This window comes from Streptacidiphilus sp. ASG 303, assembly GCF_020991365.1.
Lineage (GTDB): Bacteria > Actinomycetota > Actinomycetes > Streptomycetales > Streptomycetaceae > Peterkaempfera.
Map to the genome: position 1 here is coordinate 1 of NZ_JAJLRA010000023.1, position 14,307 is coordinate 14,307.

Below are 14,307 nucleotides of genomic sequence, written 5' to 3' on the forward strand. Positions count from 1 at the left end.
GGGGGGGGGGGGGGGGGGGGGGGGGGGGGGGGGGGGGGGGGGGGGGGGGGGGGGGGGGGGGGGGGGGGGGGGGGGGGGGGGGGGGGGGGGGGGGGGGGGGGGGGGGGCGCGGGGGGGGGGGGGGGGGGGGGGGGGGGGGGGGCAGGTGGACGCCCTGCAGCCGGTCGTAGCCGAGGTCCGCCCGCCCGAGCCACTCCCCGCGCAGGCGCAGCGTCGGAGTCGCGGGCGGGCGCGGACAAAGGACCGCACGGCCCCGCGCATGGCCGGCAGCGGCACGCCGATGTGGTCCAGCCCGCTCCGCAGGTAGCGCTTCTCGGTCTCGGCGCGCCCCCTCCACGGCGTTGTCCCGGAGGGCGGCCACCAGCTGCCCGGCGAGGAGGGGGCGGGGATGTCGTTCACGTCGTTCTCTGCTCCTGAGCGGTGCGGGGTGCGCCGCCCGGTTCGCCGGGCGGGTGGGAGCGGAGCGCTGCGGGGCAGGAGGCACTGCAGGGCGGGGCTGCCGAGGACCGGTCGGCCGTGGCCGCCCGCGGGGAGGCGGCGGACCGGCCGGTCGGCCCGGAGCAGGTCGCTCCCGCGGGCCGTGGCGGTCGACGCGCAGCTCCTCCGCTCACAGCCACGCGCCGGCCGGGCGCCCGCCGCGGCCCTCGGCGGAGCGGAAGGCGTCCTGCCCGATCGCGCTCACGGCGTCGTTGCGGTATGCCGCGCCGGGCCCCTGCTGGTCGTACCGACGGGCGACCTCCAGGACGAACGGCGCGCTCCGGTCCTCCCCGTACCACCCCCTCCGTCGGTCGCCGGCCACCAGCCCCTCCCGGCGGAGTCCGCGGTGGTGAGGCCCGGGTGGCCGCGTCGGGTCCGCCCGCGCGACGATCCCGCCGGAGAACGGACCGTGCTCGTCCTCCGCATGCCGGACGGTGGCGGACCCGTCGGTCGCCGGCCCCTGCTCGGGCAGCGTGGGCCGGTGGCCGGCCAGGAGGTCGCGGGCCTGCGTCGCGCAGCCGCGTTCGACCGTGCAGGTCGCCGTCATGCGGTTCGGGACGATGCCCGGGTCCTGGGTCGTGTCGGCCCGCCTCGGCAGGTGTTCCCGGCGGCGGCGTTCTCGTGACGGCCCAGCCGTCTCCGCAGTCCCGTGGCTCCCGGCGCCTGCGGCGCGGAGTTCCCGGCGCAGCTGTCCGCCTGGTTCCCCGCCCGTGGAGTGCGCGGGCGCAGCCGCCGGCGTCACCAGCCGGGACGCCGCACAGGAAGGACGGGCCGCAGGGCTGACCACCCCGGCACAGCGGGCGGGCGGCCTGGCGGCGACCCCCTGACCGGGGAGGCGGTGTCCTCGCCGCCGCGCCCTCGTTGACCACCGCGCGGGGCCGTCCCGCCCCAGGGCCCGGGACCCGAGACCCGGCCCCGGGGCGCCGGCCCCGCACCGCGACCCCGTGGTCCGGCCCCGTACCGCACCGCGGCGCCCGCTCCTGCTGCCGCCGGGGGCCCCGCGCGGGGGCGGCGACGCCCGGCGGCACCGGGGCCCCCACGTCACCAGGGGTGGGGGGCGTAGTCCTTGAGGAAGCAGCCGTACAGGTCCTCGCCCTGCTCGCCGCGGACGACCGGGTCGTAGACGCGCGCCGCGCCGTCCACCAGGTCCAGCGGGGCGTGGAAACCGGCGTCCGCGAGGCGCATCTTGTCCGGGTGCGGGCGCTCGTCGGTGATCCAGCCGGTGTCCACGCTCGTCATCAGGATGCCGTCGGTGAACATCTCCTCGGCGCTGGTGCGGGTCAGCATGTTGAGCGCGGCCTTGGCCATGTTGGTGTGCGGGTGCCCCGGGCCCTTGTAGCCGCGGCTGAACTGGCCCTCCATCGCCGACACGTTCACCACGTACGTCCGGCGGGCCGGCGACGCGGCGAGTGCGGCGCGCAGGCGGCTGACCAGCACGAACGGCGCGGTCACGTTGCAGAGCTGCACCTCCAGCAGCTCCAGCGGGTCCACCTCGTGCACCCGCTGGCTCCAGCTGTTGGCCGCGTCCAGGTCCGGCACCAGGCCGCCCGCGTCCACCGCGGTGCCCGCCTCGATGCGGGCGAGGGAGGCCGAACCGCTGGTCAGCGCGAGCGCGGTGATCGCCTCCGGGGTCAGGCCGCCCTGCTCCGGGCGCCGCGGACCGGGCAGCGCGGGGTGGCTGCCGGGGCCGAACCGGCCCAGCACCACCGACTCGGGCAGCTCGCCGGCCGGCAGCGGCGCGGACTCGGCGGCGATCAGCTCCTCGTACGCCCGCGGCGAGCGGCGCACCGTCTGCGCGGCGTTGTTGATCAGGATGTCCAGCGGACCCTGGGCACTCACCGAGTCGGCCAGGGCGACCACCTGTGCCGGGTCGCGGAGGTCGATGCCGACGATCCGCAGGCGGTGCAGCCACTCCGCGCTGTCCGGCATCGCCGTGAAGCGGCGGATCGCGTCGTTGGGGAAGCGCGTGGTGATGGTGGTGTGGGCGCCGTCGCGGAGCAGCCGCAGCGCGATGTACATGCCGATCTTGGCGCGGCCGCCGGTCAGCAGCGCCCGGCGTCCGGTGAGGTCCGTCCGCGCGTCGCGGCGGGCGCGGTTCTCCGCCGCGCACGTCCGGCACAGCTGGTGGTAGAACGCGTCCACCTCCGTGTACCGCTGCTTGCATATGTAGCAGGAGCGGGGGCGCCGGAGCACGCCGGCGATCTCGCCGGCGGTGCTGCTGGTGAGCGGCAGGCCCTGCGTCTCGTCGTCGATGCGGCCGGCCGCGCCGGTCGCGGTCGCCTCGGTGACCGCGCGGTCGTGGTCGGTCTTGGCCGCCCGCCGCTCCTGGCGGCGGCGCTGCTTCACCAGCCGGTACAGGCCCGAGGTGGCCCGGCGGACCGCGACCGCGTCCGGGTGGTCGAGCGGCAGCCGGTCCAGCTCCTCCAGGACGCCGAGGCAGACGGCCATGCGCGCCGGGTCGATGCCCGGGACGTCCGTGTCCGGCGTGCCCGTGTCCGGGACGTCCGTGTCCGGGGCGCCCGCGGTTCCGGTGGCCGCCCCTGCGGGCACCGTGTCCGCTGCGCCGCCCCTGGCCGCGCCGTCCCCGGGCAGGGTGCCCTCCGCCGGGGCGCCCCCGGTCGCGGACCTCGCCGGCGGCACCGTCGTGCCCAGGCCCTCCATGCTCGCCGTCATCCCCGGTGCCGCTTTCCTCGCTCGCCCGATCCTGCCGTTCTCCGCCGGAACTCTACGTACCGCCGCACCCCCCGCCAAACCGCGGCCGGGCGTCGCCGCCCGCCACCCCGGTGCCGTGAGGTCGGTCACAGGGCTCCGGATCCTCCACGAGGCGCCGTAGTGGACGGCCAGGGGCGGCATAAAACCCCGTAACGGAGCGAAACGGACATGGGTCGGCGGGTGCCGGACCGTGCCCGCGGCCGTTCCCCGCCCTTCTCCCGCCGCCCGCTCCGTGCGGCACGCCTGACGCGGCGTCGGATCCGGCGCGGGGGCGGGCCCGGCGGGCCCCGCACGCCGCCCGGGGCCGCCGCAAGGCCCGGCCCGGCCTACGGACCCGCGTAGTACCGGACGGCTTTGCCGCCGCCCGGACGGCCTTCCCACAATGACCGGGCCCCGAGGGGCGCCGCACGCCGTACGCCGCACCACCGAACGAGGTCACCCATGACGAAGCACCGCAGGAGCAACCGCCGCCGCAACACGGCCATCGCCGTCCTCGCGGCGGTCGCGGTGGGCGCCCCCACGGTCGCGCTCGCCTGCGACACCGGAGGCGCGGACGGCCAGGGGGCCCCGCGGTACGACCGCGCCGCCCCCGTCGCCCGCACCGCACCGCAGCAGGCCGGTGCCGGTCAGCAGCGGGCCGGGCAGCAGGGACGGCCATGGGCCGGGCACTACCGGACCGGACACGAGGACGCCTGGCGCAGGCACGCCCGGCCCGGTCGGAGCGCCGCGCCGAGCACGTCCGCCCCCGCCGCACCGAGCACGTCCGCCCCCGCCGCGTCCTCCGCCCCGGCCACCCCGGCCCCGGCGAAGCCCTCCGCGACCGCCACCCCAGCGCCCGCGAAGCCCTCCGCCCCGGCCACGGCCCCCGCGAAGCCCTCCGCCCCGGCCACCTCCGCCCCCGCCACGCCGACCGCCACCGCGCCCTCCGGCCCCACCGCCCGCGTGGTCACCCTCGTCAACGCCGAGCGGAAGAAGGCCGGCTGCGCCCCGCTCGCGGTGAACGCCCGCCTCACCGCCGCCGCCCAGGCCCACAGCGAGGACATGGCGGCCCACCGCACCATGTCCCACACCGGTTCCGACGGCTCCTCCCCGGACCAGCGGATCACCCGCGCCGGGTACACCTGGTCCTCGTACGGCGAGAACGTCGCCTACGGCTACGGCACCCCCGAGAGCGTCATGGCCGGCTGGATGTCCAGCCCCGGCCACAAGCGCAACATCCTGGACTGCTCCTTCAAGGAGATAGGCGTCGGCCTGGCCCAGCCCGGCGACTACTGGACCCAGGACTTCGGCTCCGCCCGCTGAGGCGGGCCTCCGCCGGTCCGAACCTCCGCCGGTCCGAACCTCCGCCGGTCCGAACCTCCGCCGGTCCGAACCTCCGCCGGTCCGAACCTCCGCCGGTCCGAACCTCCGGTCCGCCGGGGACCAGGACCGGCGGAGGTTCGGCACTCCTCCCGTGCTGCCGGGCCTGCCCTTGTCCGGCGTCCCACGGCACGGCCATGCTGGGCGTCATGATCAAGGGCGTCATGTTCGACTTCTCCGGCACGCTGTTCCGCATCGAGTCCACCGCCCGGTGGCTGAACGGCGTCCTCGAACGGACGGGGACCGTCCTCCCCGGCGCCGACGCCGAGGAGTGCGCCGCCCGGCTGGAGGGGCTCGGGGCGCTGCCCGGCGGACCGCCGCCCCGCGAGGTGCCGCCCGCCCTCGCTCGGCTCTGGCGGGAGCGCGACCTGGACGCCGGGCGGCACCGCGCGGCGTACACCGCCCTCACCCGGCTCGCCCCGCCGCCCGCACCCGCCCTGGCCGACGTGCTCTACGACCGCCACCGGGAGCCGGACGCGTGGCGGCCCTACCCGGACACCCTGCCCGTGCTGCGCGGGCTCGGGGAGCGCGGCGTGCCGGTCGCGGTGGTCAGCAACATCGGCTGGGACCTGCGGCCGGTCTTCCGCCACCACGGCGCGGACCCCTTCGTCGACGCCTACGTCCTCTCGTTCGAGCACGGCACGCAGAAGCCCTCACCGTCCATCTTCCGGCACGCCTGCGACATGCTCGGCCTGGATCCCGCGGACGTCCTCATGGTCGGTGACGACCCCGTCGCGGACGCGGGGGCCGCCGAACTCGGCTGCCCCGTGCACCTGGTGGACCACCTCCCCGCCGACCGCCGCCCGGACGCCCTCCTCCCGGTGCTCGGCCTGGTCGGCTGACGCGTCAGTTCCCTTGTCCCGACCGGCGGTTCCTCCCTCCCTCCGGAGCGCCGCTCCCACCGGTCCGGCGGGCCGGGGCAGTTGTCGGTGGCGCGTGGGAGGCTGCGCCTGTCGCGATCTTGTGACAGGAATGGACGTGCGAACCGGACGCTCCTGGGCAATAGTCCTAGGACGGGCTCCGTTCGGGGTCCGTCCGCCGTCGTTGCCTACAGGGGAGTACGCCGCACCATGAACCTGCTGCTCGCCGGCCAGGCCCGCCACCGGGCCCGCCCCGGCTCCGCCCTGCCCGCCGGCGCACAGGACGTGCTGGCGGTCGTCGCCGACCCGCTGCGGCCGGTCCACCTCGTCGTCACCTCCGGCCGTGCCGGACGGCGCAGCTTCGTGTCCTGGCAGCCCTGGGACGCGCGGACGGGCACCGGCAACCACTACACGGCGCTCCCCGCCGCCGTCTGCGACGCCCTGCTGGACGCGGGGCTGATCACGGTCGGTCCGGCGGTGCAGGACCCGCGGCGCGAGGTGCGGGTCGTCGGGATCACCGAGGCCGGACGCCGCACCCGCCGGCCCGCCGCGTACGCGGCCTGACCTGCCGTCCAGGCAGCCCGGTCCGCCGTCCGCCCGTCCCGCCGTCCGCACGGCCCGGGCCGCCCCTCCACGGGCGCCGGCCGCAGGGGCTGCGTCACCCGTGCACCGTCAGGGAGTGCACCAGCCAGTCCATCCGGCCCACCCCTGGGGCCGGCCCGTCGTGGTACTGCGGCCGCGGAGCGGGCGGCGAGGGCGCGTACACCGACAGGTTGACGATCAGCCAGGCCCGCCAGTCGGGCCCGACGCCCACCCCGTCCGAGAAGACCTGCCGCCCGCCGACCCGCCACACCACGCTCTCCTCGCCGAACGACGTCTCGACGTCGATCCAGCGTCCGGGCCGCACCACCGCCGCGTCCTCGTGGTAGTGGGACGACCCCTCGCCGCGGTGGTTGGACAGCTCCAGGACCGAGGGCCGGTCCGGGTGGTACTCGAAGACGTCCACCTCGCCCTGCGGGCCGTCGTCGACGCCCCACGTCCACACCGCGGGCCAGGCCCCCCGCTGCTCCGGCAGCTGGAAGCGGACCCGCAGCACGTGGCCGGGCCGCAGCCGGAAGGGGCGCGAGGCACCCGCCGTGGTGAGCAGGTCGGTGTCCCAGCCCGTGCCGTCGGCACGGCGGACCGCCTCGAAGAGGCCGCCCCGCCGCGGCCAGGACGTCCGCAGCCGGTCCAGCTTGTGGTCGCCGAGGTTGCCGCCCGCACCCTGGTCCGGGTAGGCCCAGGTCCGGCCCGCGACCCACTGCCCCCGATCGTTGAAGTCGGCGGTGAAGAGGGTGCGCGCCGCGGCCGCGCCCCCGCCGTTCCCGCCCCCGCCGTCCCTGCCCCCTGTGCTCCCTGCGTGCACGGCACCTCCCCGTTGCGGTCACCGCTGGTCACGCCTCCCGACGCTACGGCCCGCGACGGCGCTGTGGACGCCGTGCACGGCCCAAACCGCCCGCCGGGGTGATCAAGGGGTCCGGGGGTCTCTCCGCGCCGTGCCGCACGGCCTGCGCGTCCGCCGGCCGGCCCGTTCCGCCCTGTTCCGCTCCGTTCCGGTCCGTCCGACCCCGGCCGCCTTGCCTCCGCCGCGCCGCGGGGTCATGATCGAAAGGGGCCGTCCGGTCCGGCGCCGGGTGCGGAAGCGAGGTGCGGCAGTGAGCGAGAACACGATGGGTGACGAGGTCTACCAGCCCCAGGGTGACGACGTGGTCGAGGACGCCGGCCCGCTGGACTTCGAGGACACCCTGGACGACCGGGGGATCGCCCAGGTCCTGGACGAGGGGTACTCGCCGCCCGAGCGCCCCCTCGCCGTCGACGAGTGGGGCACCACCGCCGACGAGCAGCACCGGGGCGAGGGCCTCGACCGGCGGCTCGCCCGGGAGCTTCCCGACCTCGCCGTCCAGGACGGCGACGGCATCGGCGACACCGTCGGCACCGACGGCGAGCTGCTCGACGACGAGGTCGGCGACCGGCGCGCGGGCCGTCTCCTGGCACCGGACGAGGGCGCGCATGCCGACACCGAGTCCGAGCTGTTCGCCAGCGACGTGGGCATCGACGGGGCCGCCGCGTCGGCGGAGGAGGCGGCCGTCCACATCGTCCCCGAGGAGCAGTGACCGGCCGAGTCCCGTGACCGGGGCCCCTGACCGGACCGGCCGGAGGTCCGACCGCGGCCTGCGGCGGTCAGTCCGCCGGGCTGCGCTCCGCCACCCGCGCCAGGTGCCCCTCGAACACCTCCCGGGCCGCCGGGGTGAGGCTGCGCAGCGCCACCAGCGCCGCGACGACGACGTCGCACAGCTCGCGCTGCACGTCGTCCCAGGTGTGGCTCGCCCCCTTGCGGGGATTCTGCCCGGTCGCGCCGATGACGGCCTCGGCGACCTCGCCCACCTCCTCCGTCAGCTTCATCAGCCGCAGCAGCCGCTCGCTCTCGGACGGGGTCCGGCCCGCCCCGTCCAGCCAGGCGACGAGACGGTCGACGGTCTGCCAGGTGTCGTGCTCCACGGGTGGGCCGCTCCTCGGGGTTCGTGGTCCGGGCCGGCGGCTCCGGACCCGCGGTGCGGCTCCGTCCGGCCGGAGGGCGGCCGCCGGTGACGACGTCCGCCCGTCCAGCATGCCGGTGCGCGCCCGGGACCGTCCTGCGGTTCCGCCTCCCCGCCTGCACCTCCGGTGCCGGCGCCCGCCGTGCCGCCGCCCGCCGTGCCCCGCCGCCGGATGCCACGTAGCGTGACGGATGGAGCGCCGCCACCCGAAGGAGAAGCCGGTGCAGACCGCAGTCGCCGTGCTGTTCGCCCTGCTGGCCGCCGCCAGCAACGCCCTGGCCACCGCCCTGCAGCGGTACGCGGCGCGCACCGTCCCGCTCTCCCGGGGCTTCCGCCCGGCGCTCCTGGTCGAACTGCTGCACCGGCCCGTGTGGTTCGGCGGGTTCGCCGCCGTGGTCGCGGCCGCCTGCTTCCAGGCGCTCGCGCTGCTGAACGGAGAGCTCTCCCTGGTGCAGCCCCTCTTCGTGCTGGAGCTGCCGTTCGCCCTGCTGATCGGCGGCCTCGTCCTGGGGCGGCGGCTGCCGCGACCGGGGTGGGCGGCGGTCGCCTGCATCGTCGCCGGGCTCGGGATCGCGCTCTGGGCGGCGTCGCCCACCCCGGGGGTGCAGCGGCCCGAGACGTTCCGCTGGGTGCTGGTCCTGGCCGGCTGCGCCGCCGCCGTCGCCGTGCTCGCCGGCACCGCGGTCCGCCGCCCGGCCGGCGCCCTGCGGGCGGCGTGCTTCGGTGCGGCGGCCGCGATCGGCTACGCGCTCACCGCCGCCCTCATGAAGGACGCGACGCACGCGTGGGCCGCCGGCGGCCCCGGCGCGTTCCTCACGGCCTGGCAGACCTACGGCTTCGCCGCGGCGGGTGTCGGCGCCCTCTTCCTGCTGCAGAACGCCATGCAGTCCGGGCCGCTGGCCGCCTCCCAGCCCGCGCTCACCCTGGGGGACGCCCTGGTGAGCCTCTCCCTGGGCGTGGCCCTCTTCGAGGAGGAGCTGCGGGACGGCTGGTGGCTGCTCCCCCAGGTGCTCGGCGCCCTGCTGGTGTTCTGCGGGGCGGTGGGCCTCTCCCGGGTGCCGCTCACCAGGACGCTGGTCGCCCCCGACGCCGACCGGCCGGCACCCGTCGGGCCCGTCGGGCAGAGCCGCTCCGACGGGCCGGACAGGCCGGACAGGCCGGACTGACGTGCGCCGCCCGTGCCGTCACCGCCCCGGGCCGTCACCGCCCCGGGCCGTCACCGCCCCGGGCCGTCCGCCGCCCGTCGTCCGCCGACACGGTGCCCCGCCCGTCGTCCGCCGACACCGTGCCCCGCCCGTTCACCACCGCAGCAGCCGCCGCAGCAGCGCCCGCAGGCGGCGCTGCCGCACCCGGCCCGCCAGGACCGGCAGCGCCGCCGCCTGCGGCCACACGGCGGGCCCCGCGAGCGCGGAGGCGGGCACGGCGGCCTGCGGCCGCACCGCCGCCGCTCCGCCCGCCGTCCGCGGATCCGCCCCGCCCAGCGGCCCGGACGGGTACGTCCGCTCCTCCGGGGGCCGGGCCGCGAACTCCACCGGCAGCGCCTCCAGGTGGCGGGCCCAGATCGACGACTGCCAGCCCAGCTCCTCGTCGGGCACCGCCAGCCGCAGGTCGGGCAGCCGCAGGAGCAGGACGTCCACCGCCGCGTCGGTGATGGTCCGTCCGATGTCCTGGCCCGGGCACATGTGCGCGCCGCCGCTGAACGCGAGGTGCGAGCGGTTGCCGCGCACCGGCGCCGAGACCTCGGGGCGGACGGTGCTGTCGGTGTTGGCTGCGGCCAGGCCGAGGATCACCATGTCCCCGGCCCGGATGCTCCGCCCCGCCAGCTCGGTGTCGGCGGTGGCCCAGCCGCCGGGGCAGGCCGTCAGCGGCGGCTCGTTCCACAGGACGTGCTCCACCGCGTCGGCGACGGTCATCCGGACCCCGGCCAGCGAGGCGCGGAACCGGGGGTCGGTGAGCACCACCCGCAGGGTGTTCGCGATCAGGCTGGTGGTGGTCGCGTTGGCGGCGACCAGCACCAGCCGCAGGTGGTTCTGCACCTCCTCGTCGGTGAGCCGGGACGGGTGGGCGAGCATCCAGGAGGCGAGGTCCTCGCCGGGCACGGCCTTCCTGCGCTGCACGAGGCGCCGCAGCGTCTCCAGGATGTGCTCGTTGGCCGCCGCGGCCCGTTCGGTGCCGGTCATCAGGTCGCTGCTGGCCCGCACCAGCTCGGGGCCGTCCTCCTCGGGCAGCCCGAGGAGGCGGGTCAGCACCAGCATCGGCACGTGCTGCGCGTACCGGGTCAGCAGCTCGGCCCGGCCGTCGGCGCAGAACCCGTCGACCAGCCGGTGGGCGACACGGTGCACGTGGCGCCGGATGCCGCGCTGGTCGAAGCGGTCGAGGCTGTCGGTCACCGCCCCGCGCAGCCGCCGGTGCTCCGCGCCGTCGGCGGAGAGGCAGTCGGGCCGCCAGCCCACCATGGGGAGCAGCGGGGAGTCCGCGGGCACGTTCCCCTCGCGCAGGTCCCGCCAGATGCGGGAGTCGCGGGAGAACCGCTTGGGGGCCCGCATGACCTCCAGGTTCTCCCGGTAGCCGAGGACCAGCCAGGCCGGCAGGTCGCCGTCCAGCAGGACCGGTGCCACGGCTCCGTGGCGCCGCCGCAGGTCGGCGTAGAGCCCGACGGGGTCCGCGTCGGTGGCGGGTCCGTAGAACCGCACCCGCTCCGCGGCGTCCGGGTCCGGTGCGCCCTGCCGGGGCACCGCGGCCTGTGCGGGCGTGTACGGCTGCCCGGCTCCGTCGGCCTGTGCGGGCGCGTACGCCTGCCCGGGCGCGTGGGCCCGGTCGGCCCCGTGCGCGGGGCAGCCGGGGGGCGGGGTGGCGGTGCCGTGGGCGTGCTCGGGGGAGGGGGCGGTCACTGCGGCTCCGGGGTGGCGAGGGTGTACAGGTAGCGCATCAGCGTCAGCAGGACGTCCCGGCAGGAGGTGCGCAGCCGGGCGTCGCAGTCGACCAGCGGCACCGACGCGTCCAGGTCCAGCGCCGCCCGCAGCTCCGCCACCGGGTGCACCGGGGCCCCGGGGAAGGCGTTGACGGCGACCACGAAGGGCACGCCGCGCTCCTCCAGCCGGCCGATGACGTCGAAGCTGACCTCCAGCCGCCGGGTGTCGACCAGGACGACGGCGCCCAGGGCGCCGTCGAAGAGCCGGTTCCACAGGAACCAGAAGCGCTCCTGGCCCGGTGTGCCGAACAGGTACAGAACCAGCTGCTCGTTCAGGGTGATCCGGCCGAAGTCCATCGCCACCGTGGTCGAGGTCTTCCGCTCGACCCCGGCGGTGTCGTCCACGCCGACCCCGGCCTGGGTCATCGTCTCCTCGGTGGTCAGCGGCCGGATCTCGCTCACCGACCCGACGAGGGTCGTCTTGCCCACCCCGAAGCCGCCGACCACCACCACCTTGACGGCGGAGGCGGCGGACGCGGGCAGGGCGTCCTCGGCCCGGGGGCCGGGGGGAGTCCCGACCTCGTGCCGGGGACCGGGCAGCAGCGTCTCAGAGCCTCTGGAGTCCATGCATCACCGCTTCCAGGAGTTCGGCGTCGGGGAGCGAGGCGGCGGGCACGGGCGCCCGCGCCTCGGCCCGGCCCCCGGCCAGCAGGTCGGCCAGCAGCACCCGGACGGCGCTCACCGGCAGCTCCAGGTAGGCGGAGACCTCGGCCACCGAGAGCGGGTACTGGCACATCCGCACGATGGCGGCGTGCTCGGGCGCCATCCCGGGCTCCGGCACGGACCGGGCCACCACCAGGGTGACCAGGTCGAGGTCGGCCGCTGCCCGGCCGCCGGCCTCGCTGCGGCCGCCCGTGATCACGTACATGCGCTCCGGGCCGTCGTCGGCCTCGCCGCCGCTCACGTCACGGTCCCGTCGAGTCGGAGCGGCCCGCCGCCGGGACCGGGGACGCCCGCGTACGGCGCGGCGCCCGCGTCCGCGCCGACGCGCGGCGGGCTGGTGAGGTGCTCGCCGATCCGCAGCACCATGTCCCGCATCCGCTGGCCCATCAGCCCGGCGTCCACGCCCTCGTCGGCCAGCACGGCCAGGTAGGCCCCGGCGCCGGCCGCCATGAGGTAGAAGAAGCCGCCGTCGATCTCGATGACGACGAGTCTCATCCGGCCGTCGCCGTGCGGGAACTCGGCCGCGATCGCCGCCGAGAGGCTCTGCAGGCCCGCGCAGGCCGCGGCGAGCCGGTCGGCGGTGTCCGCGTCGGCGCCGTGCTGGGCCATCCGCAGGCCGTCCGCGGAGAGGACCACCACCTGGCGGGTGCCCGGCACGCTGGTCGCCAGGTCCCGGAGCATCCAGTCCATGTCGGATCGCTTCTGCTGCACCACTGCTACTGCCCCTCGTCCGATGAGTCGTCACCCTGCCAGCGGGCGGGCACCGCCGCGGGCGGCGCCTCCCCGTTGACGCCGGCCTGGAACGCGGCCAGCCACATGCCCGGCTGCACGGGCTCCCTCGCAGGTGCGGGCGCCGGTGCGGGCCCCCGGCCGCGGGCGTGGGCCGCCGGGGCGGCCCCTCCGGGCCGGGGCCGCGGCGCGCCCGCGGTGCGTCGCCGCCGCTGCGGCAGCCCGTACGCGTTGTGCTCGACGTGCTCCACCCCGGCCGGCTGGTCCTGCGGCCCGGGCTCCTGCGCCCCGGAGGCGTGCACCGCCTGCGCCGCGGCCGGGGCCCGGTCGCCCGGACGCGGCTGCGCCGGGCGGGTCGGCATCGGCCGCGGCGGCGGCATGGTGCCCGGCCGGGGCACCGGGCGCGGCGGCGGGAGGGTCGTCAGCACGTCGCCGGGGATCACCATGACCGCCCGCACGCCCGCGTACGCGGACGGCCGCAGCGCCACCGTGAACCCGTAGGCCCGGGCGAGCCGGCCGACCACGGCCAGGCCCAGCCGGGGCGTCTCGCCCAGGTCGTCCAGGTCGATGCCGGCGGAGGCCCGGCTCAGCGCCCGCTCGGCCCGCTCCCGGGCCTCCTCGCCCATGCCGAGACCGCCGTCCTCGATCTCCACGGCGATCCCCGACTGGACCTCGGTGGCGCTCACGTGCACCCGGGTCTGCGGCGGCGAGTAGCGGGTGGCGTTGTCCAGCAGCTCGGCCAGGGCGTGGATCAGCGGCTCCGCCGCCGGGCCCACCACGGCCACCTCGGCGACCGCGTGCAGGTCCACCCGCTGGTAGTCGAGGATCCGCGACATCGCGCCGCGCAGCACGCTGAACATCGGCACCGGCCGGCTCCACTGCCGTCCGGGCCGGGCGCCGCTCAGCACCGCGATGCTGTCGGCCAGCCGGCCGATGAGCGCCGTGCCGTGGTCGATGTGGAGCAGGTCGCCGAAGACCGCGGGGTCCTCGCCGTGCCGGTGCTCCATCTCCCGCAGGTCCTGGGCCTGCTGGTGGACGATCGCCTGCACGCGGCGGGCGATGTTGACGAAGGCCCGCTGCGCGGAGTCGCGGAGCTCCTCCTCGGCCGCCACGGCGTCCACCACCGTGCGCAGCACGGCCTGGTGCGCTGGGGTGAAGTCCGGATCCTTCGCCGCGGTCTGCGCCGCCGCCCGCAGCACCTCGGCCGCCGTGTCGCCGTTCTGGAGGCGCAGCACTGCCTCCGGCAGCAGCGCCTCGGCGAGGCGGCGGGTCGCCGCCTCCTGCTCGGCAAGCCTGCGCTGGAGCGTGGCGTCGTGCTCGGCCTGCCGGCGGCGGAGCACGGTGACGGTGCGGCCGCGCCGCGCGGTCTCGCCCGCGATCAGCAGGACCGCCGCCGTGGCCGCGGCGCCGCACCAGGCGACCGGCACCCGGGCCGCCGCCTGCACCGCCACCACGGCCCCGACCGAGCAGGCGGCCACGACGGCGGCGGGGAGCATCCAGACGAGCGGGGGCGCGGACCTGGGGCCTGCGGGCGGTGTTCCAGTGCGAACCATCGGCATCCTCGGACGGTCGGAGGGAAGAGTCGGTCGGCGGAACAGGTCGGAGGGGGCGGGGGCCGGAGGGGGGACGCGGGCTCCGCGGGCGGGCCCGGGGCGTGCGGACGGGTCGGCGGACGGGGTCGGCGGGCGGCCGCCCGGGACGGGCGGCGTCCGGAACAACGACCGGAGGGGCCGCGGGATACGGCCGATCGGGTGAACGGGCCGTCCGGGCCGGCGCTCGCGGGGCTCCGCGCACCCCGGCGCGGCACTCGCGTCTGACCAGGAGTGACCGTTCCGGTGCGCTGAGCAATCGGGAGCATAGTCGTCCGGTTGCCGCCGGCGCGGGGCGTCCCGGCAAGCCCCGGCGCCGTCGCGGTCCCGGACGGGTGTGCGTGCATGCGAGGGGCGTGCGGACGGCCCCG

13 protein-coding genes and 1 pseudogene are annotated in these 14,307 nt (G+C 77.5%); 5 read left to right on the forward strand and 9 right to left on the reverse strand.

The window, feature by feature from the left end; all coding sequences use genetic code 11:
• Positions 1-607: 607 nt before the first annotated feature.
• Entirely contained in the window at positions 608-1,024 is a 417-nt protein-coding gene (locus LO771_RS22940) for a hypothetical protein (protein WP_230745795.1), read from the reverse strand.
• Between the two features lie 494 nt (positions 1,025-1,518).
• On the reverse strand, positions 1,519-2,925 hold the full coding sequence (locus LO771_RS22945; protein ID WP_230746078.1) for an SDR family oxidoreductase: 1,407 nt from the start codon (positions 2,923-2,925) through the stop codon (positions 1,519-1,521).
• 705 nt (positions 2,926-3,630) lie between these two features.
• Here LO771_RS22945 and LO771_RS22950 point away from each other — a divergent pair.
• The 3 genes from LO771_RS22950 to LO771_RS22960 all read left to right on the forward strand — a co-directional run bounded on the left by LO771_RS22950 (position 3,631) and on the right by LO771_RS22960 (position 5,972).
• Positions 3,631-4,491, forward strand: coding sequence for a CAP domain-containing protein (locus LO771_RS22950; protein WP_230745803.1), 861 nt, complete (start codon positions 3,631-3,633; stop codon positions 4,489-4,491).
• Positions 4,492-4,697: 206 nt separating this feature from the next.
• Positions 4,698-5,390: an HAD family hydrolase gene (locus LO771_RS22955; protein WP_230745805.1), complete on the forward strand. Its 693-nt coding sequence runs from the start codon at positions 4,698-4,700 to the stop codon at positions 5,388-5,390.
• A gap of 228 nt (positions 5,391-5,618) precedes the next feature.
• On the forward strand, positions 5,619-5,972 hold the full coding sequence (locus LO771_RS22960) for a hypothetical protein (protein ID WP_230745807.1): 354 nt from the start codon (positions 5,619-5,621) through the stop codon (positions 5,970-5,972).
• 94 nt (positions 5,973-6,066) lie between these two features.
• Here LO771_RS22960 and LO771_RS22965 read toward each other — a convergent pair whose 3' ends face one another.
• Entirely contained in the window at positions 6,067-6,813 is a 747-nt protein-coding gene (locus LO771_RS22965; RefSeq protein ID WP_230745809.1) for a beta-glucanase, read from the reverse strand.
• Between the two features lie 304 nt (positions 6,814-7,117).
• On the opposite strand from LO771_RS22965, the gene LO771_RS22970 reads away from it, so the two are divergent.
• A complete protein-coding gene (locus LO771_RS22970) occupies positions 7,118-7,561 on the forward strand; it encodes a DUF5709 domain-containing protein (RefSeq protein ID WP_230746080.1) in 444 nt (147 codons plus the stop codon).
• 67 nt (positions 7,562-7,628) lie between these two features.
• On the opposite strand, the gene LO771_RS22975 is transcribed toward LO771_RS22970, so the two are convergent.
• On the reverse strand, positions 7,629-7,946 hold the full coding sequence (locus tag LO771_RS22975) for a MazG-like family protein (protein WP_230745811.1): 318 nt from the start codon (positions 7,944-7,946) through the stop codon (positions 7,629-7,631).
• A 259-nt stretch (positions 7,947-8,205) separates the two neighbouring features.
• Between LO771_RS22975 and LO771_RS22980 the strand changes: the two genes are divergently transcribed.
• Positions 8,206-9,150, forward strand: a complete 945-nt coding sequence (locus LO771_RS22980) for a DMT family transporter (protein WP_230745813.1) — start codon at positions 8,206-8,208, stop codon at positions 9,148-9,150.
• A 132-nt stretch (positions 9,151-9,282) separates the two neighbouring features.
• On the opposite strand, the gene LO771_RS22985 is transcribed toward LO771_RS22980, so the two are convergent.
• The 5 genes and pseudogenes from LO771_RS22985 to LO771_RS23005 all read right to left on the reverse strand — a co-directional run bounded on the left by LO771_RS22985 (position 9,283) and on the right by LO771_RS23005 (position 13,900).
• On the reverse strand, positions 9,283-10,875 hold the full coding sequence (locus LO771_RS22985; RefSeq protein WP_308188981.1) for a cytochrome P450: 1,593 nt from the start codon (positions 10,873-10,875) through the stop codon (positions 9,283-9,285).
• Positions 10,872-11,522, reverse strand: coding sequence for an ATP/GTP-binding protein (locus LO771_RS22990; protein WP_230745815.1), 651 nt, complete (start codon positions 11,520-11,522; stop codon positions 10,872-10,874). The genes LO771_RS22985 and LO771_RS22990 overlap by 4 nt, the downstream gene beginning before the upstream one ends.
• Complete coding sequence (locus LO771_RS22995; protein ID WP_230746083.1) at positions 11,503-11,823, reverse strand: DUF742 domain-containing protein; 321 nt, start codon at positions 11,821-11,823, stop codon at positions 11,503-11,505. The genes LO771_RS22990 and LO771_RS22995 overlap by 20 nt, the downstream gene beginning before the upstream one ends.
• 119 nt (positions 11,824-11,942) lie before the next feature.
• Positions 11,943-12,308: pseudogene (locus LO771_RS23000) on the reverse strand (roadblock/LC7 domain-containing protein); the annotation flags it as partial.
• Between the two features lie 26 nt (positions 12,309-12,334).
• Positions 12,335-13,900 (reverse strand): sensor histidine kinase KdpD, encoded by a 1,566-nt coding sequence (locus tag LO771_RS23005; protein WP_230745825.1) that lies wholly within the window; start codon positions 13,898-13,900, stop codon positions 12,335-12,337.
• Positions 13,901-14,307: the final 407 nt, after the last annotated feature.